Source organism: Microcoleus sp. SVA1B4, assembly GCF_036700545.1.
In the GTDB taxonomy this organism is placed as follows: domain Bacteria; phylum Cyanobacteriota; class Cyanobacteriia; order Cyanobacteriales; family Microcoleaceae; genus Microcoleus.
Genome location: NZ_JAUBPB010000041.1, coordinates 1 through 18824 on the forward strand (window position 1 = coordinate 1; position 18824 = coordinate 18824).

Below are 18824 nucleotides of genomic sequence, written 5' to 3' on the forward strand. Positions count from 1 at the left end.
CGTCCTTTTTGGACGGGCGGGACGCCCATCCCACAATAACAATTAAAATTGTAAGTTATTTAATTCGCGATCCTTACCATTGGGGTTGACTTTCTATCAAAAGTGTGGCTGCGATGCTGTCTATCGGCTTTGAGAAAAAGTATCCTTGTCCGTATTCGCATTGCAGCGCTCTAAGTAAATTAAGCTGTTCGCTGGTTTCGATGCCTTCAGCAATTACATCCATGCCTAAATGACTGGCTAAAATTAAAATAGTCTGTACAATCGCTTCGTTTCCTTCATCTTCAGTCATGCGGCTGACAAAAGCTCGATCGATTTTTAAAGCATCAGTTGGAAAAGTGTGCAGGCGGCTCAAAGAAGAATAGCCAGTGCCGAAATCGTCAATATATAATTGAATTTGTAAATTTTTCAATTCCGCGAGGATAGCCACTGCTGATTCGGCATTCTCCATGATGACGCCTTCAGTAATTTCTACCTTTAAAGTGCGGGGGTCAAGCTGAGTTTCTTGTAAAATGTCGCGAATGCGATCGATTAAATCCGGTTGTTTAAATTGTTGGTTAGAAAGGTTGACGCTGACAGTCAACGGCGGATTTTCGGGGAATTTTTGGTGCCACTCGTGGATCTGATGGCAAGCCGATCGCATCATCCACCAGCCAATAGGTATAATCAATCTAGTTTCTTCAGCTACTAAAATAAACTCGCCAGGAGCTACGACACCCCGCTGCGGGTGATACCACCGCAGCAGCGCTTCAAAACCGCTGATTCTACCAGTAACAAGAGAGACGATAGGCTGATAGTAAAGCTGAAATTCCTGGGAGTCTAAAGCGCGTCGCAGGTCGTTTTCCAGTTGCAAAAGGGCGACGGCGCGAGTGTGCATACTTAAGTCAAAAACTTCGTGGCGAGCTTTGCCCAATCCCTTAGCATGATACATGGCCGCATCTGCATCTCGGAGCAGTTCTTCAGGCCGATCGTACAACATTGGGAACGGGACATTGGGAACAGGAGAGTCGGAAGATAAGCAAGACAAAGAAGTTTCCCGATCGATATTTCCCAAATTTTCGGGACTCGACAGTTTGCTGGTTTCCCTTGGATATCGAGGCAAACCAGAACAAACAATCCCAATGCTAGCACTGGTAAAAACTTGATATTCGTTAAGGTAAAAAGGCTCTGCCAGTTCCGCTTGCACTCGTTCGGCAATCTGGATCGCATCCTCGGTGCTTTTGATATTTTCCAGCAAAATAGCGAATTCGTCGCCACCAAGACGCGCAACGGTATCTCCAGCGCGCAAACAGATTCCCAGGCGCTGCGCGATCGCGATGAGCAACCGATCGCCCACTAAATGCCCCAAACTGTCGTTAACAACCTTAAAGCGATCAAGATCGATAAACAGCACCGCAAACAAAATTTCGGGGCGGCGTTTGGAAAGATCGATCGCGTGCCCCAAGCGATCCATAAATAAAGCTCGGTTGGGCAAACCGGTTAGCATATCGTGCAAAGCATCGTGTACCAACTTATCTTCTGCTATTTTGCGGAGGGTAATATCTTCGACAGTGCCTTCGTAGTAAAGTAAATTTCCGTCAGGATCGCGAACTGCCCGGCCGTTCTCGGAAACCCAGATAGTAGTGCCGTCAGCGCGGTAAACTTGGGACTCGAACTCAGACACAAAACCGTGTTTTTCGATCGCGCGCAAAAACTCGACACGGCGGTTGGGATCGAGGTAGAGTTGGCTGTCGATGTTGCGTATGTTCGCGATCAAGTCGGCGGCCGAGGAATAGCCGTAAATTCTCGCCAAAGCAGGGTTAGCGCTGAGGTAGCGTCCGTCGGGCGTTGTCTGGAAAATGCCTTCGATCGCATTTTCAAAAATACTGCGGTATTTCTCTTCGGCCTGTTGCAGCGCGAATTCTGCCTGCTTGCGATCGGTGATATCGGTCAACGTGCCGAGATAGCCTAGAACTTCCCCGCTTTTGGTAATTTCTGGCACTGCTTGCCAAAATACCCAGGTTGTCAACTCACCGTTGCAAAAGCGGTACTCTAACTTACATGGCAACTTGTCTATGACAGCGCGATACCACTGGCTCAAAACACGCTCGCGGTCTTCGGGATGCAAACTTTGCGCCCAACCTTCGCCGAGTGCCTTTGGCGCAGTCAGTCCCGCCATCTCCAAAAATCGCTCATTGACGTACAAGCAATCTCCAGCAGCATCGGCGCGGAAAATCCCGACCGGCAGTATTTTTGCCAAGGTGTAATAGCGATATTCGCTTTCTAGCAACGCGCTGGCAGCTACTTTAGTCTCTGTGATGTCAAACATTGCGCCTTGAAGGATGACAGACTTGCTTGCTTCATCGCGAACTGCGGTAGCTTGATCGCGGAACCAGACGACTCGACCGTTGCGGGCGATCGCGCGGTATTCTGAAACCAGCGACCCCTCGCAGAAGATATCTTCTCCATCGCTGAATTTCTGTGTAGCGTTTTCAACTAACACGCGGTCACGGTCTTCTGGGTGAACGAGTTTCAGCCACAGGTCGGGATCGGCTCTCCATTCAGATACAGAATAACCCAGAAAAGTCTCGATTTGCGGGCTGATGTAAAGTTTGGCAGCCTTGCGGTTGAGGGGAGAAATGTAGGTGACAGCGGGCATTTGTTCTACCAGGGCGCAGTATTTCGCTTCTACAGTGGACAGTGCTGCTTCTAGGCGCTGCCGCTCTAATTCAGCGGCTGCCCGTCCGGCAAAGATACTGAGAATTAATCGGAATTTGGCAAGATGTGCTTCCACCAGGGGTCGATCGTGAAAAATACAAATAATCCCTAAAGGTTCGCCGTAAGAGTTTTTCAGCAAGACTCCCAGGAAACTGCGCGCACCCGTAACTACCGGTCTGCGGTCTTCTGGAAAGGTTTCCCCGAGGTAGTCTGGACAGGAATACATTCCCTCCTCCAGCACCCGCGCTTCGGGAGTATTGGCAGTGTCGCACTCAAAATTTGGCTGCTGCTGTCCGTCGCTCCAAAAACTGATAACTTGCAATCTATCGGCAGCAGCATCGGTGCGTGCCTTCGACTTAATCGATTTGGCAGCGACGGCGGTGCGAACTCCGAGTGCTGAAGCTAAGTGGCACACTAAGGCATCAAAGAATTCTGCTCCCCCCGGCGAATCAGTACCTGCTAGGATTTCGCCCAGCAAATCTTCCTCTAATTGCGCGAAAGCATTAACTTTGGGAGGATTCTCGGCATTCGGGCGATCGGGATTTTGCCCCATCGAACCCGCAATGCTCAGACTTAGCGTTTTGCTATTTCCAGGCCCCAGAATAGGCGAAGAATTCACACTTAGGCGCTGTTGCTTAGCCAAGAATACAGCGCGACCCATACCTAAAACTTTACCCAAGAAGCTGTCAGTTGCCGGCCACAGATTTGAGTTGGGAAAAATCAAAAAGTTTTTCCGCATTTTCAATCCCGCAGATAAATCGTCGGGTTTTAATTCTGCCAACTGCCGTTGCTCTTTGGCTAGCGGTAGACTAGAAGGCCTTCGGTGCCACTTGAGATAAATCGCGGACACCACGGCTAAAGTCGTCAATAATCCCAGAAGATATGCAAGAATCTCAAAGTAAAAAAATAAATCTCGATCGAACATCGATTAGCACCGCTCGACAATTATTGTAGTTATCTGAAGCCAATCTATTTAAAAATAACTAAGTATCGTCACGGATGGGTAACGAATACAAGGTCAGATCGCCCTGAAAGCGACAAGAGAGTTAACAGTTCACAAAAAACCTGGCAATACTTGACATTACCGAACTTTTTGTATTTTTTTTCGTACAGGCTGAAACCGTACAGGTGAAATTGTAAACACATATATACGATTGTGGCACTCCTCTAAGGGGGTGAGTTTACGTTTACTTTTCTAATCATAATTAACGCTGCATTCACATCAGCATTAATCCGACTTTCATTCCAAGACCGAAACCACCCGCGTTTATCGATCTTACCCTGATAAGAGTCTTGCTTACCGACAGGCTCTAAATCCCCTAATCTGCACTTATTTGTATAATATGCTTGTGTAACTATTATGTTGATACCGACTAGCTCAGTTTTGTAAATAATAAACTTTACGATTTCGGTATGAGGAATTACACCCAAAATTTGATGCTTTTTTTGTAATTTTATATTGTGTTTATTTCTCACATTTGTGTCAATAATGAACTGAATTATTTTCCGAGCCACCAACCGCTTGATAATCAAACTGCTGGTTTTATCTTGGTAGTTTTCTAATCGTTTATTTCGTTTAAAGGTGATTTGCTGAATTTGGCGCCTGGTAGATTTTCCCTGCTCAATTTTTGACAGTAAAAATGCTTGGCGCTGATTGAAACATTGATTGATTGATGTGAGATTTTTTTGAGAATCATAAATAGTTGGAATAAATGTTGGCTTATTGGATGCCACAGCTACGAGGCGATCTATCCCTAAATCTATACTTGCTCTAAGGTGGCAATTTAAATTCACCAACGTTACAAGCTTTTGATGGGCAGCCTCAACAAAGTAGAGCGCTGTTGCAGGAACTATTCTTACCTTTATGACATCTTGGGACTTTGTAGAAATTATTATGTCACTTGGAAAGAAATGAAGTAGTCCCTTATTGGAGTCGCTCCCCCTTTTTTTTATGGATTGGTTATCAGAACTGAACAAGTTACCTGTACAGATTCTATGTTTGTATTGGGGGATGCTGGGGAGAAATGAAAATTTAGGTATATTTCGGTCATACGCTATTCTTGATTTTTGGCAATCCTCCCAATCGTGAACAACTTGTTTGAAAACTTGCTTGCTAATATTAGCAGGGAATGAGTGAGAGAAGTCTCTAGGTTTGAAGATGGCAAATAACTGTCTGATAATTTTAGTGCCACCAACTTTAGAACCCGAAGTGAAAAAGTGTGTCCTCATAAATATTTACCACGATCGTAGAGATTTTTGAACAGAAATGATAAGCCATCAAACTGTTTATAAAACTGATGCTGCCGATCTATGTAATGCCTTTCAACAACCCTCATAAATTTTGGGATAAACGAAAAGTTTTTTGTTGCTTTGCTAAGCAATGTACAATAAAGTCTAGGGATTATCTGATCTAGTGTAACACTCATGATGAAAGCGATCGTTTTTCAAACCCCCGGAAGCCCGTCCGTATTGAAAGTGCAAGATATCCCCGCCCCTACTATACAAAGAGAAACTGAAGTTTTGGTGCGGTTGCGAGCGGCGGGTATCAATCCGATAGATACTAAGTTGCGATCGCGCGGCACTTTTTACCCCGATAAAACTCCTCACGTTTTGGGGTGCGACGGTGCTGGAGTCGTAGAGGCTGTCGGTGCTGGTGTGCAAAGTTTCCAAGTGGGAGACGAGGTTTTTTTCTGCAATGGCGGTTTGGGCGGATCGATCGGGACTTATGCTGAGTTTGCCGTTGTAGACGAACGTTTTCTCGCCCTCAAGCCTGCTGCTTTAAGTTTTGCTGAGGCGGCGGCGGCACCGTTAGTTTTAATTACAGCTTGGGAATCGCTGTACGATCGAGGGCGCTTGCAAGCCGGTCAAAAAGTCCTGGTTCAAGCTGGTGCCGGCGGTGTCGGCCACGTCGCGGTACAGTTGGCGAAGTTGCAGGGTGCAGAGGTTTGCACGACTGTTAGTTCGGAGGAAAAAGCCAATTTTGTCAAGCACTTAGGTGCAGATTCAGTTATTTTATACAAAAATACCAATGTTGTCGATGAGGTTTTGACTTGGACTCAAGGACAAGGAGTTGATTTGGCTTTCGATACTGTCGGGGGAGAAACTTTTTACCAAACTATTCCGGCTGTGAAGATTTATGGAGATTTAGTAACCATTTTGGAACCCGATCCAGCTTTGGGCAATTTGAAAACAGCGAGAATGCGGAATCTGCGAATTAGTCTGGAATTAATGTTGACACCAATGCTGGAAGGTTTGGTGGAGGAACAGGAACAGCAGGCTCATATTTTGCAGAAGTGTGCTCGTTTGTGCGATCGCAACTTGCTAAAAATTCACGTCAGCAAAACTTTCCCTCTCGAAGAAGCGCAAGCCGCTCACGAACTGTTAGAAACAGGCTCAGTAACCGGTAAAATAGTGCTTGAAATTGGGGATTAAAAATGCGGGTGGTTAAATTTGCGGGTTGAAGAATTGCGGGCGATTTCAAGAGACTGGTGGCGAATTTAAAAAAGGTGAAACCAAACATCCCATAATCATCCCAGGAAAGCTATAGTAATCCTTGCAGGAGCAGTAAATTTTTTACCCCACCCCAACCCTCCCCTTACCAAGGGGAGGGAGTAAGAAATTCACAAATGATGCGAGGATTGCTAAGCTGTTGTACACCTAATTTGACAGTCAATTTTTATACAATTATTGTGGAACGGGCAGGAGATCCGGTCATACTACGGGAGCATCTCACTTTTGCAGCCAAGCCAGGTAGAAATCTAAGTTTTGAGGCAGAAGGCAGGAGGAAGAAGGAAAGAGGAAGAAGGAAGGAGCCAGAAGAAGTGTTTTTACAAATATGAGATGCTCCCCATACTACTCACCATTTGCATAATACAGATCGTGACGCAATAATTAGTTGGGCGGGCGAATCGCTTTGCCCATCCTATACAGTTTTAGGTTATGATTGAGAATTATTAAACTGCATTTTTCAAAGGAACTTGCTTTGCTGAGGATAAACAATTATGGATAACTTCTAGAGCAACAGCTTTAACTACATTAATACTTACACTATTACCAGTTGATGATAAGCTTTATCATCGTTAGGATGCAAAATAAAACTATCTGAAAAACCTTGTAACCGTGCTGCTTCGCGGGGAGTAATCCTGCGGACTCGGTTATGAGAGTAAACTCCTAATCTATTAGCATCACTGGCAACAATTGTTACCGAAATCTTATGCGGATCGAGAAATTTATAGACTTCAAAGGAAAAGTTACCGGCTACAGGTTTGTGCTGATTGTTGTTCCCTTGCAGGTACTTTTTTGTTACCAAGGAATCCAAAACTTTATCGAGATTGGGATGAGCCACAAAAGTAGCTATTTGCTCTTTAGTTAATAGCTTGTCATCTGGGTCATGCCCAAATTATTTATTTCGCCTTTTCAAAATAAAACTCTTCATCAACTCAATTTTGTCTAAACTGAACTCGCCTCGCAAACCCAGTTCCCAAGAATGAAGAGAAGTGCCACCGCGATAGTCAATTAGTCGCCTACCCGGTACTGGTAAAGTAACTGAGCGTCGGGATTAATTTCGCTGCTTAAGAGGCATTCCGTTCCCAGATTCAAGGAACGAGCGGCGGATTCAAACGCTAATCTCATGCCCCCTCTTCCTGAGAATAAGTCAATAAAACGGATTTTTTTCAGGGCTATTAAGCCGGCGGTAAAAACTCATCTTTTCTACTATTTTTCAATCGAGGCAGAGCCTCTAGATATTCATTGGTCTTCGAGGAGATTGCCTTGAGAGTCTTCGAGGAGAGTGAGAAGTGCTACAGCAGACTGGGGGTCGAAGCCGATGACCTGAAACTCTTCGACTATAACTTTTTCTTTGTTGGAGCTTTGCGCTATGCTCGTGACAGCTTCGCGAAGATTTTGCATTGCTGTACTGATGATTTCTTTGGATATCATGTTTTCCTCGGCTTGATTCCCTTTTGGATCGCCAGTTTGTAAGTTATTCATGGGTATATTTATTCTCCATAAAAATTGATTGGTATCGACAGCAAAGTCATTCTCAGATGAACCTGTATTTGTAGAGATTCGACTTGGACGAATAGAAATCGCACTAAATCATCCTTCCTCCATGAGTGATCGCTTAACTTTTGAGGCAGTCGCTTCAAAAGCGGCGATCGCTGGGAATACTCCTTTAGAGATGAGGCCAAATATCTCTGATGAAAATTACAAAAGCATTCTTAGTATGCGAGGTACGGAATTGGTCAACACCTCTCGCCTGAGTAGTACCAGTTTCGAGCAGGAGGATATCACGGATGTCGTCATCGTTGTCTTGCTGCGGGTCAAAGTGTCCCCTTGGGACCTCCACTAATCTCTGCATTTCTCTTTCCGCTGGATTCGTGACATTGTCATTCCACTGAGTTTGAGTACGTTGCCAATCTATCGAATAGAAAAAATTATATGTATTTCGATCTTCGTTGGCTGGTAGAGCTGTAAAAACTTCCCCAGAGATAGTATTTAATCGCAAAGTTCCTCGACTTTCTTCTCCTACTTCTCGTTGCAGGGTCTCTAGAGGAGCACCCTCACCATCCGCAGAACCACCAAAAAACTGAGGAGTACCACCCATAAACCAAAGCGTAGGAGGATTCCTATATGGATTCAGATCAGCCTTAATAGGTACGATCATGTATTCACTATTGCATAGAATTACATAGGATTTAGGTCGCTTCTTGCAACGGTTTTTTGCTTTTTTGGCATTGTCACGAATTGTAGTGAACATGATAAATTATCCTGTTTAGTGAACTAGATTGATTTGTGTGAGCATACTCAGTTTTTTTGTTTCTTTCGGTGATAATCGTTCACCTCAGAAGTTAATAGGGGTTAAGGTACTATTCAGCCCAGAAACTTGAGCAAACAGGGCTAAATCATCAAATCGGAATTCCTGAAACCCTAATTCTATGTTATTGAACATGAAGACCCAGACCCTTTTTAGGTACTGGTCTTTTGCTTTTGCGTCATAGGTAAAACCCACCTTCACCAGTTCCAGCTCCAGGGATAACCAATCCCTGGTCACTTGATGAAATGTGACCTATTTCTTCGCCAGACAAACCCCGTAAATGCAAATTCATCCCACCTGGACCATAGGTCAAATCAAAGTTAGCTCTCCAGCCCTGACTCGCAAGCCAGTCAACCCCATAGTTGAGCTTTGCCGTACCTTGCCAAGAACCACCACCAAAAATAGGCGAACTTGGTGTAGAGATATAAGCGTCCCCTCCAAAGGTTGCTAACTTTCCTGTTTGATCCGAGTTCTGAAAATCTACCTTAATATACGTGTGTGCAGGGGGGGGCAATAACTCATACGTTATTGATATCTCTACGTTATAGTTATACTCCACAGGAGAAGGTGGATCAACAGGTGGAGCAGGAGGGGTTGGGATACCTGGGATACCTAAGACCGATCCTATATCTCCTAAATCCTTTGTGGGCCATTTATCAAAAGCACCTTTCAGCACATCTATGGCTCGCTGTATTTGTTGTGAAACCTCATCGGCTTCACGCTCACATTCTTTTTGTTCCTCTTCCTCATCCTCATCATTGTCAGTATCTGGATCTCGACCTTGTGAAGGATTTTGTCGTGCAAACCCTTCCAGCAAAACATGTGCCTGGAACAAAGTAATCATTGAGAAGAACGGTACAAATACCCAACCAGCCACTCCTCCGATCATCAACCCAACCAGCCCGACCAATCCGGCGACTTTATCCTTGAGCTCTGTTAAGACATTTAGAGCATCTGGACTATCTACCCTATATCTTTTTGCGGTTTCCTCTATCTCAATCCACAATCCAATTATTTTATCTTTATCGTCCTTTGAGGTTTCTTCGCCCTCTGTTTTTCCAGCTTCATCGAAAAATTTTGTGATTGCTTCTACCAAACTTGGATCGACAAGCAAGCCTAATCGAGATGTTTCCTTTTCACGTCCTTGTGCTATCTCAGCCGCGAACTCATTTGTGTAGCTTCCGATACGTTCGATGAGCGGGGTGAGTATATCGCTTGGCACAGGTGTCTTCCCACTTGGAGGCAATGCCGGTCTGGTTTCCGGGTTGCCAGAGTTTTGGTAAAGTGCCTTAATGATGCTTTTCCCCTCTTCCCAGATATCATTAGAAAGTTCCCAAATAATCACTCCCTGCGCTCCCACATCCTTTAAAAAATTCAATTTGGTAACAGCAGTGTCTGGAGTTTCAAAGTAGATATTGTGAGTATATCGATAGCTTCCTGAAGCAGAGATAAAAGGAGGTCTAGGTGTACTTCCCGGCACTTTAATATTGCCATTGGCAGCCGTATGAGCATCCGGAAATTGAGCCAGGATATCTTTGTACCGAATCGATTTATACCCTGGAGGTACTTGACCGCTCAGGTCATCTGGGTCTTTCCCGTAGGCAAAATCATAGCCATAGATCGGAACTCCTGCGGCGATCTTATTTCTGGGTATATTTTGTCCTGCACCCTGCCAGTTCACAAATAACGGATTCGTCCAGTACCAAAGTGTGTCTTCCACTGAAAGAATAGGATTATTTACAATCCCACCACCAGGCCACTCTCCCTGTTGTTCTTCAACATATGACTCCTGATTGCGTATCTTATACAGGGTTGTATGTGGCCCCACTGGAGAACTATTCCAAGATCCAGTAAGATCGTAGGTCATAATTCCCAGCCAATCCACATAATCTGCTAATTTTGGGTCATAGTTATTTCCATACCATGAGGTGCCAAAAATAGCTGCGGAAACCAATTTATCAGGAATAGCTTGCTTTAATTTTTGAGCAAACAAAGTCAAAGCAGATCCAGCCGGATGAGGTCCATCACCTTTTGGTCTTCCTCCCTGATCCTGTTCGCCAGGTTTGCCCCACCAACACTCTAAATCCAGGTCTACGCCATCGAGATTGTTTGACTTGACAAAATTTACTACATTTTGTACGGCGCGATCCAGAAGTGGATTATCGGGATTATTTCCTATAGAAGTCATCAAATTGAGGAATCCATAATCAACTGCACCTCCCAGCGCAATTGAGATTCTCGTACCGTTTCGATGTCCGGTGTTGACCACATCTGAGAGGATTGCCTTAACCTCATCCAAAGACTTTGGTTCAAACTCACCGAGATTTACCTCACTAAACATGAGAAATGAGACGATGCCGTGTGTGATGTATCGATACATCTCATCATTGGCATAGTTAAATCCCTCTTTCTTTCTCCAAGTAGGAATATAGGCAATGATTTTAGCTTGTGCGGTAGGCGTGTGAGATGTTTGATCGTACAACTCATCGTAAAACCGCCAACCATTATGATCTGCATCCCCTACCCCTGGTTCTGAAGCCCAGAAGTTGGCATAAAAGATGTTGCCATTGTATTTGACCATCGATCCGGTCGGGTACCCTTCGGGTTTAGCTACCCAGTCAGGAACGTTTGAGTAATCTGTAGAAATTCCCATTTTTCAACTTCTTTCGCTAAATATAGATCCAGGGGTTGGTATTAATTACAGAAGGTTAGTTTGAGTTACTAAACTTCTGTATCCTCAATAACTGCAATTAAAATCAGCTATTCCTACGGCGATTCAGGTTTATGGAATTTGAGGTGTTTGCCCAACTTGTAATTGATCGGGCTATCGAGCGTTACTGGGGTGTGCCAAACACCTGAGTCCAGTAATGCTTGTAGTTGACGCTACCCTGATCGTTTTCCAAAAAGTAGTAACCGACCCCAAGCTCTCGATAGTTAGAATTCAGAATGTTGTCACGATGTCCTGAGCTATTCATCCAGCCTTTAATGGCATCCTCTGGTGTAGAGTGGCCAGCGATAATGTTTTCCGCCACTCGTGAGTAATGATAACCTTCCGCTCTGACCCGCTCCCCCATTTGGCGGTGATCAAAAAAGTCCTGCATTGCCATGCTCCGGCTGTGTTTCTGTGCAGCAGCAGTCAGTTGGGAATTAAGTGTGAGCGGAGATAAACCCACTTTACCACGCTCATTGTTTGTAAGGTCTAGGATTCTTTTCAGAACATCATTATCTGAACCAGTTGAATCACCTACTGCCACTTTTTTAAATGACGAGATGGTATCATTAACTTCATTGTTGAAGCTGGGATATTCGCCTGGTCCAAGTCGGAGGCTTCGACCCTGGAATTTTGAATGTTCAAAAAAGTCCCAAGTGCCGGAGTAAACTTTTATCGAGGATATTTTGTCGTTCCAAAAATCTCCAATCCAGGAAGAGTCCTGCTCAAGAGAACCGGATTTAGTTCCAGAGAAATTGGAATCTGTAAAGATTTCGACTGACATAATTAACGCTCCAAAAATTGAAAAATAGTTATCTCTGGCTTCTTCGGGTCAATATAAATCCCTTGGCAAGTGTTAGTTGCAGAAGGTCAGTTTGATTGGCTAACCTTCTGCACTCTTAATAACTGCTATTAGCAGTGGTTAGTTTGACAAGCTTTCCAAATCTGTTAAGCAGGAATTTGAAGTTTCTGACCAATTTGCAAACTTGTAGGGGAAACGCCAGGATTTGCACCTGCAATTTTGTTCGCGTTCGCATCGCTACCATCACCATAGTAGGCAAGTGCAAGATTGGAAAATGTATCTCCAGACTCTACAGTATGTTGACAGGGGGGTTGACCTTGTTTACTGGACATATTTTTTTCCTTGAAAGATTATTGACGTAGTTGTGTTAGATAAGTAGTTAGACAGAATTAACTACACAAATACATAAATGCAATCATCCTAAATTAGCGACGGGTGCATCTACTAATTTAGTCTTTCGCCTCACAGCACCTCTTTCAGGACACTTTGGCAGAATTTAGGAGAATTTGTGGCGAGGGCGGGCGATTGACAAAAAAAACCCGGCCAAAATTGGTCGGGAGTTAGATCCCGTCTCTGGATTCAATTTAAATGCGTAGCAGCTTATATACAGCGTATTCCAGGTTTATGAAATACACCTAGAATACGCTGTATATCAAATCCGTTGGCATCGGAACGATTCATCTGTCTCTTCCTTTTCTCTGTATCCTCTGCGCCCTCTGCGGTTTAATTCGGTTCTATAAACAAGAGCTAAAACCGCATAAGGAAAATTCCATTGTCGATCGACAAATTAGGGGGTCATTCGATTTTAGATTTTAGATTTTAGATTTTAGATTCTATACCAATTTCAAAAAAGAATACTGTTGCATTCTTTTTTAAAATTGGTATAAATAACTTCCACTCTTGAAAGTGGGATGGGCCTAAGAGCCCGTCTTTTTTGGACGGGCTCTTAGGCCCATCCCACAATAACAATTAAAATTGTAAGTTATTTAATTCGCGATCCTAACGGCGATTCACTTGTAACCAAATTTCCAGCGTCACCAGCAGCCACAGCTTCAGCCCATAGCGGGGAAAAACTTCCCCACGATAGTTTAGCCACTCGCGGATTAGTGTTTGATCGAGGTAAGGCGCGATCGCCGCATGACGATTCAGCAGCAACGATCGCGCTTGTCGCTGCCAATCCCTCAAAAACCACTGCTGCATCGACATCACCATCCCGCTTTTCGGACGGTTGACAATGACATCGGGCAGCAAATCCGCCACAGCAGCCTTGAGAACCGCTTTTTCCTGCGCGCCCGAAAGCTTGTACTCTGGGGGAATTTGTAAACTCAGTGCCACCATCCGCGCATCGAATAGGGGCGATCGAGCTTTTAGTCCCGCCGCAGCCGTGAGATTATTCACCTTGGTCAAAATGTAATCGGCTCCTTTAAACTCAATGTTGAGCCGCATCAGCCGATTCAAAAACGTCGTTTCTGTCTGTTGCAATTCCTCAGCAAAGACGGAAGGCGCATTCTTCACCTTTTCCCAAACCTCCGGCTTCAGCAAACGCGGCAAATCCACATAGCATTTTTGAAACGAAGTCAAATAAGCTGCGATCGGATCTGGTTTACCCTGAATCGAACCGTACAAACTATTCAGCAGCATCGGCTTATTTTTCGGCCCGCCAAAACACGGATCGCCACCTTCGCCATTGAGTACCACGTCTGCAAATTGCTTTGCCGATCGCCCCAACAGCAAATTGGGAACCGTCAAGCCTTCCCCCACCGGATCATCCATCGCCGCCAGCGTTTCCGGTAGCAACTCCCAAATTTGCTTTGGCGAAACTTCTAAAATATGGTGTTCAGTGCCACAATGTGCTGCGACGAGGTTGGCAAATTCAATCTCGCTGGGATAGTGAGCGCCAAAGTGCATCGAAAAAGTGTGTACCGGACGATCGTGCAGTCGCGCTGCGATCGCCGTGACGCAACTTGAATCAATACCACCGGAAAGATATGCTGCGACTGGTTTTCCCGCTGGTAGCGCTGACTGCACCAGTTGTTCCAAAAGCGATCGCACTTGTTGACTGTGCCATTCCAAAGGGCGATCGGCATTAGTAATTTGCTCCTGCGGTTCCCAGTATCTTTGCGCCTTAACATCCGGTAAATACAAGTAGCTACCAGGGCGCAACTCTCGCACCGCTTCCCACAGTGTTTGTGCTCCGGGTACAAACGCACAGCACAAGTAGTCGCGCAAAGCAACTAAATCAAGTTCTCGATCGTGATACGGATTGAGCGATCGCAGTCGAGGCGCGATCCAGCGAGTCGTTCCTGCACGGGTGTAATAGAGCGTTTTGGCTCCAACGCGATCGCGCCCCAGACACAAGGTTTTCTCCTCTCGATCCCACACTGCAAGGGCAAATTGTCCTGACAGCAAGCTCAGTGTTTTAGTACCGTACTGCTCCCATAGCCGCCCGACGATCGCCAAATCGGTCAATCCCTCGGTATCAATCTGTTGTTTGAGCATTGGGGTGCGATCGAAGCAGCAGTCACCTACCAGCACAAATCGCTGATTGGGGCTGAAGGTGGGTTCAGCTCCGATTATGGCAAAACCGGACGTTTCCCAAGTTGCAGGGTGCGATCGGGCTTCTGGGCCCCAAGCAATGACCCAATTCGGGTAGATAGACTTCTGAGTCTGCATTTTAAATAAAACATCTCCCATAATTATTGTGGAACAGGCATCTTGCCTGTTCAAAACAGGCTTTTCTACAGGTGACTATTAGCTTAAAAAATATTAGAAAGTAACTTATAAATCAACCGAAAAATAGCTGTTCCAGCGATCGCACCCAAAGCACCCAACCATCCCACAAACAACACGCCAGTGATCGGAGAATTCGGATAAATCGCACCTGCAGCCGTCTGTAAAACCGGGAAAAACCACAGCAAAGCCACAGTACCTGCACCAATAATCAACATCTCAGTTTGTTCGATCGCCCTGCGATACTGGCCGTAAATCAAACCCGCCACAATCATCCCCAACAATCCGATACTCAAGCCAGGAGAGGGCAGCAAACTCGTCAGGGCGATCGCCAGCACCCCCGCCTCAAAACCCGTAAACGCCGCCCCCGACAAAACCTCCCAAATCGAAAAAGTCGCTCTCTGCGAAGGTTGCAGCCCGGATGGAGGTGTTGCATGAACAGGCACAGGAGGCGGCTGAGTCGGTGGTAGCTGCTGAGTCGGTAGGGGAGTCGGAGTCCGTAGGGTCGGTGGCTGCACGACGATGTTAGGCTGTTGAGGCCCAGACATCAGAGCTGCTTCCACCTCACTCGCAGATTGAAACCGCTGACTGGGAGCTGATAATAACATTCGATCGAGAACATGAGCCAAACGCGAACTTACCTGCACCCGCGAATGCCAATTCCATTCGTTTCTGTAACTATCAAAAAGCTCCGTCGGCTGCAAACCACTCAGCAAAGTAATACAAGTCACAGCCAAAGCATACAAATCCGTTGCCGGATAAACTTCTTGCCCGCTCATCTGTTCTGGGGGAGCGTAACCCAAAGAATAAATACCAGTCGAAGCTTTTGCACTCCCAACACTTTGTGTTACTTGTTTAACAGCCCCAAAATCTAATAAATAAAGCCGACCATTTTTACCCCGCATAATATTAGCAGGTTTAATATCCCGGTGAATCGAACCGCGAGAGTGTACAAAATCGAGAACCTTCAAAATTTCCCGCAGCACCTCCACCGTTTCCGCCTCCGAAAACCTGCCTTTAACAGCCTGTTCATCCTCCAAATTTTTACCGTCAATAAATTCTTGAACCAGATAGAAAAACTGATCGTTTTTTCCCGGCTGCAAACTCGTAACAGTCAGCTCAAAAAAAGCCAGCAAACTCGGAATTTGGGAATGTTCGTTTCCCAGTTCTTCCAGCACCGCCGCTTCCCGTTCAAACAGAGTTTGAGCGATTTTTAGCTGGGGCGGAGTCAGACTTACCGACGGCTGCAAAAGTTTAGCAACGCACTGCCGCATCGCCGGAGTATCCCGGTCTCTGGCCAAAAACGCCGCCCCAAAACCGCCTTGACCCAACAACCTCACGGGCAAATAGCGGCCCCTCAAAATCATGGGCATCCCGCAAGCGGTGCAAAACTTTTGCTGCACCGTTTTCAGCCGCGAACTGTCATCGAGGTCGGGAAAAGAGTTTTGAGGGCGCGGGCAGCCCGGGCGGGTGCAGTAAACTTCCATTTTTGTTTGCTAAGAAGAGGGAAGAAGGAAGAGGAAAGAAGGAAAAGGGAAGAACGAAGAAAAAGTGATGGTTAAACCAGATTTCGATTTCTCAACTCACCGCGAACTGCTAACTGCCAGCGACCTAAGAGATTAACTTCCCGCCGAATTGGGAGTTGCTATTTCTATGAATCCCAAATCGAGTACCGGGGGTTCTTTCTTCTCCAGGATGGTCGAATAAGTAGCAAACTGGGGCAAAATTTCATTGCTGAAAGCCTCTGCTGCTTTAGAACGGTAGCGGTTGGGGTTGTAAATCAGCGACAAAATCCGAGTTACCAAAACTTCGTCCATTTGAGATTTGTGCAAGACGCCCATGAGCAACTCTTTTTCGATCGCCGAAACCGAGACAAAAGCAGCTCCCAGCCCCGACTGAACGGCATTTTTAATGGCTTCGATCGAATTTAGTTCCATCTCTATTTTTAAGCGGCGCGTGTCAATGCCGCAGCGAGTCAGTACCTGATCGATTACTTTGCGGATCGTAGACTGCGAATCGAGAGATATAAACTGCAATTTGTAAAGGTCTTCTTTTTGGATAGTTTCTTGTTGTACCATCGGGTGAGATGGAGGAAGAATCAGAGCCAGTTCGTCCTCAGCGTAAGGAACAATTTCTAAAGCTTCTACAAGTTCGGTAGGAATTTCTCCGCCAACAATTGCCAAATCGATTTGCCCGTTTGCCACACTCCACGCCGTGCGGCGGGTCGAGTGAACGTGAAGCTGTACTGCTACATCCGGGTACTTTTGGCGGAACATCCCAATCATTCGGGGCAGCAAATAGGTTCCCGTTGTTTGAGAAGCGCCGACGATCAAAGTACCGCCTTGGAGATTTTGCAAGTCTTCCAGAGCTCGACAAGTTTCCTGGCAAAGCGATAAAATTTTCTCGCCGTAACTCAGCAGCAGGTGTCCGGCTTCGGTTAGTTGCGCCCGCCGCCCCCCCCGGTCAAACAGCGGCACGTCCAATTGTCTCTCTAAGTTTTGCACCTGCAAGCTAACTGCTGGCTGGGATACATAGAGGCTGTCCGCGGCGCGTTTGAAGCTTCCTTCAGAGGCGATCGCCTTGAGAATGCGTAACTGGTCTAAAGTGAAAGGAAGGTCAGACATATATCTAAATTGTCAGTAGGTGTAGGGGCGGGTCTTCTGTCAATCTCTGCGGTCAATCGACAAGCTGGTTCGATTTGGTGTGCAACAGTCGGAGTTGACTTCGATGCCAGTCATTTGGCTGCAACACACGCAACCTTAAAGTCAGTTGTACTCGTCCTCTGTCTGCGGTCTTTAGTTGCTATTGGGTCACTAATGACTGATGACTGATGAGTGATGACTGATAACCGCTGAATGCTCCCATAGATACTTTGTGACACAAATTGGCCGAGAATCAATAACTTTTCTTAATATTTGCAATGACGATCGACTTGGCGCTCGACTCCCACTTAGTTATTCTGGGCTTATTACTGGTTTTTGCGATCGCCCACAGCGGTTTAGCAGCCCTCCGGCCCAAAGGTGAAAAGCTGATCGGGCCGAGACTTTACCGCGTTTTGTTTGCCCTTGTCAGTTTGCCGCTAGCCGTCATTCTGATTGTCTACTTTTTCAACCACCGTTACGACGGCGTACAGCTTTGGCAAGTACAGGGATTACCCGGAGTTAAACCTGCAGTTTGGATACTTTCGGCAATTTCCTTTCTGTTTCTGTACCCAGCAACTTTCAACCTCCTAGAAATTGCCGCCGTCCAAAAGCCCCAAGTTCACCTCTACGAGACTGGCATCATTCGCATCACTCGTCACCCGCAAATGGTGGGACAAGTGATCTGGTGCGTGGCCCACACCCTGTGGATTGGCACTAGCTTTACCCTCGTCACTTCCATCGGTTTGGTACTTCACCACCTGTTCGGAGTGTGGCACGGCGACAGGCGGCTTCAGGCTCGTTTTGGAGAATCCTTTGAAACCCTCAAATCTCGAACCTCAATCATGCCTTTTTTGGCAATCCTCCAAAAGCGTCAAACCCTTGATTTGCTTGAGTTTGTGCGTCCTTCCTACGTAGGTGTAGTCATTTTTACTGGTTTGCTGTGGGAAATTCATCCTTTTTTGATGCGTGTCACTAGGAACATATACTGGTAGCATGATCCCTAGGATAGAAAAAAATTATTAAATTTTGAGGGCTCATGGTGTTGTCGGTTAGCGAACGCACTTTTGCACAAGAGGTTTTTCAAGCCTCTACCCCCGTTTTAGTTCACTTTTCGGCTCCTTGGTGCGGTTTGTGCCGCGCGATCGACCCCACGCTTAAGACTTTTGAAGCACAGTGGGCAGGAAAAGTCAAGCTCGTAGGGGTGAATGCCGATCAATGTTTCAAGTTGGCCCACACTTATCGGCTGACAAGTCTGCCCACGCTGATTTTGTTTGAGGGCGATAAAGTTCGATTTAGATTGGAAGACTACCAAGGACGCGAGGAACTGCGGCGGACTCTGGATGCCTGGATGCTGGCCGCTCACGTAGTTTCCCCATCTCAACGGCTGCAACTTCAGGAAGTAGCCAACAGGTAACGGCTGCAAGTTATTCG

General features: G+C 46.0%; 15 protein-coding genes. 3 read left to right on the plus strand and 12 right to left on the minus strand.

Annotated elements, in window-relative coordinates; all coding sequences use genetic code 11:
• Positions 1 to 73: 73 nt before the first annotated feature.
• Positions 74 to 3619, minus strand: coding sequence for an EAL domain-containing protein (locus tag QT987_RS18540; protein WP_333242678.1), 3546 nt, complete (start codon positions 3617 to 3619; stop codon positions 74 to 76).
• 242 nt (positions 3620 to 3861) lie between these two features.
• The gene (locus tag QT987_RS18545) at positions 3862 to 4923 is read right to left on the minus strand and encodes a transposase (RefSeq protein ID WP_333242681.1); all 1062 of its coding nucleotides are present in this window, start codon (positions 4921 to 4923) and stop codon (positions 3862 to 3864) included.
• A 198-nt stretch (positions 4924 to 5121) separates the two neighbouring features.
• Between QT987_RS18545 and QT987_RS18550 the strand changes: the two genes are divergently transcribed.
• Positions 5122 to 6126 (plus strand): zinc-dependent alcohol dehydrogenase family protein, encoded by a 1005-nt coding sequence (locus QT987_RS18550; protein ID WP_333242764.1) that lies wholly within the window; start codon positions 5122 to 5124, stop codon positions 6124 to 6126.
• A gap of 610 nt (positions 6127 to 6736) precedes the next feature.
• Here QT987_RS18550 and QT987_RS18555 read toward each other — a convergent pair.
• From QT987_RS18555 to QT987_RS18600, 10 genes are all read right to left on the minus strand, one after another.
• On the minus strand, positions 6737 to 7039 hold the full coding sequence (locus QT987_RS18555) for a DNA cytosine methyltransferase (protein ID WP_333233952.1): 303 nt from the start codon (positions 7037 to 7039) through the stop codon (positions 6737 to 6739).
• 170 nt (positions 7040 to 7209) lie between these two features.
• The gene (locus QT987_RS18560) at positions 7210 to 7326 is read right to left on the minus strand and encodes a hypothetical protein (RefSeq protein WP_333233953.1); all 117 of its coding nucleotides are present in this window, start codon (positions 7324 to 7326) and stop codon (positions 7210 to 7212) included.
• A 114-nt stretch (positions 7327 to 7440) separates the two neighbouring features.
• Positions 7441 to 7683: a hypothetical protein gene (locus tag QT987_RS18565; RefSeq protein WP_333233954.1), complete on the minus strand. Its 243-nt coding sequence runs from the start codon at positions 7681 to 7683 to the stop codon at positions 7441 to 7443.
• A gap of 184 nt (positions 7684 to 7867) precedes the next feature.
• Positions 7868 to 8299 (minus strand): hypothetical protein, encoded by a 432-nt coding sequence (locus QT987_RS18570; RefSeq protein ID WP_333233955.1) that lies wholly within the window; start codon positions 8297 to 8299, stop codon positions 7868 to 7870.
• 388 nt (positions 8300 to 8687) lie between these two features.
• Entirely contained in the window at positions 8688 to 11162 is a 2475-nt protein-coding gene (locus QT987_RS18575) for a glycoside hydrolase family 18 protein (protein ID WP_333233956.1), read from the minus strand.
• Positions 11163 to 11343: 181 nt separating this feature from the next.
• A complete protein-coding gene (locus tag QT987_RS18580; RefSeq protein ID WP_333233957.1) occupies positions 11344 to 12003 on the minus strand; it encodes a CAP domain-containing protein in 660 nt (219 codons plus the stop codon).
• Positions 12004 to 12167: 164 nt separating this feature from the next.
• Positions 12168 to 12353, minus strand: a complete 186-nt coding sequence (locus tag QT987_RS18585) for a LysM domain-containing protein (protein ID WP_333138832.1) — start codon at positions 12351 to 12353, stop codon at positions 12168 to 12170.
• Positions 12354 to 13020: 667 nt separating this feature from the next.
• On the minus strand, positions 13021 to 14748 hold the full coding sequence (locus tag QT987_RS18590) for an asparagine synthase-related protein (RefSeq protein ID WP_333242686.1): 1728 nt from the start codon (positions 14746 to 14748) through the stop codon (positions 13021 to 13023).
• A gap of 29 nt (positions 14749 to 14777) precedes the next feature.
• Complete coding sequence (locus tag QT987_RS18595; RefSeq protein WP_333242688.1) at positions 14778 to 16238, minus strand: serine/threonine-protein kinase; 1461 nt, start codon at positions 16236 to 16238, stop codon at positions 14778 to 14780.
• 132 nt (positions 16239 to 16370) lie between these two features.
• Positions 16371 to 17375, minus strand: a complete 1005-nt coding sequence (locus QT987_RS18600) for a LysR family transcriptional regulator (RefSeq protein ID WP_333242691.1) — start codon at positions 17373 to 17375, stop codon at positions 16371 to 16373.
• Positions 17376 to 17671: 296 nt separating this feature from the next.
• Between QT987_RS18600 and QT987_RS18605 the strand changes: the two genes are divergently transcribed.
• Both QT987_RS18605 and QT987_RS18610 read left to right on the plus strand, forming a co-directional pair.
• Positions 17672 to 18385, plus strand: coding sequence for an NnrU family protein (locus tag QT987_RS18605; RefSeq protein ID WP_333242695.1), 714 nt, complete (start codon positions 17672 to 17674; stop codon positions 18383 to 18385).
• 44 nt (positions 18386 to 18429) lie between these two features.
• Positions 18430 to 18807 carry a thioredoxin family protein gene (locus tag QT987_RS18610; protein WP_333242698.1) on the plus strand — a complete coding sequence of 126 codons (378 nt, stop codon included), beginning with the start codon at positions 18430 to 18432 and terminating at the stop codon, positions 18805 to 18807.
• Positions 18808 to 18824: the final 17 nt, after the last annotated feature.

Bases quoted from the DNA above. Each gene is read 5' to 3' on its own strand.
- QT987_RS18540 (WP_333242678.1), bottom strand. From the start codon at position 3,619: ATGTTCGATCGAGATTTATTTTTTTACTTTGAGATTCTTGCATATCTT.
- QT987_RS18545 (WP_333242681.1), bottom strand. From the start codon at position 4,923: ATGAGGACACACTTTTTCACTTCGGGTTCTAAAGTTGGTGGCACTAAA.
- QT987_RS18550 (WP_333242764.1), top strand. From the start codon at position 5,122: ATGAAAGCGATCGTTTTTCAAACCCCCGGAAGCCCGTCCGTATTGAAA.
- QT987_RS18560 (WP_333233953.1), bottom strand. From the start codon at position 7,326: ATGAGATTAGCGTTTGAATCCGCCGCTCGTTCCTTGAATCTGGGAACG.
- QT987_RS18565 (WP_333233954.1), bottom strand. From the start codon at position 7,683: ATGAATAACTTACAAACTGGCGATCCAAAAGGGAATCAAGCCGAGGAA.
- QT987_RS18570 (WP_333233955.1), bottom strand. From the start codon at position 8,299: ATGGGTGGTACTCCTCAGTTTTTTGGTGGTTCTGCGGATGGTGAGGGT.
- QT987_RS18575 (WP_333233956.1), bottom strand. From the start codon at position 11,162: ATGGGAATTTCTACAGATTACTCAAACGTTCCTGACTGGGTAGCTAAA.
- QT987_RS18580 (WP_333233957.1), bottom strand. From the start codon at position 12,003: ATGTCAGTCGAAATCTTTACAGATTCCAATTTCTCTGGAACTAAATCC.
- QT987_RS18585 (WP_333138832.1), bottom strand. From the start codon at position 12,353: ATGTCCAGTAAACAAGGTCAACCCCCCTGTCAACATACTGTAGAGTCT.
- QT987_RS18595 (WP_333242688.1), bottom strand. From the start codon at position 16,238: ATGGAAGTTTACTGCACCCGCCCGGGCTGCCCGCGCCCTCAAAACTCT.
- QT987_RS18600 (WP_333242691.1), bottom strand. From the start codon at position 17,375: ATGTCTGACCTTCCTTTCACTTTAGACCAGTTACGCATTCTCAAGGCG.
- QT987_RS18605 (WP_333242695.1), top strand. From the start codon at position 17,672: ATGACGATCGACTTGGCGCTCGACTCCCACTTAGTTATTCTGGGCTTA.
- QT987_RS18610 (WP_333242698.1), top strand. From the start codon at position 18,430: ATGGTGTTGTCGGTTAGCGAACGCACTTTTGCACAAGAGGTTTTTCAA.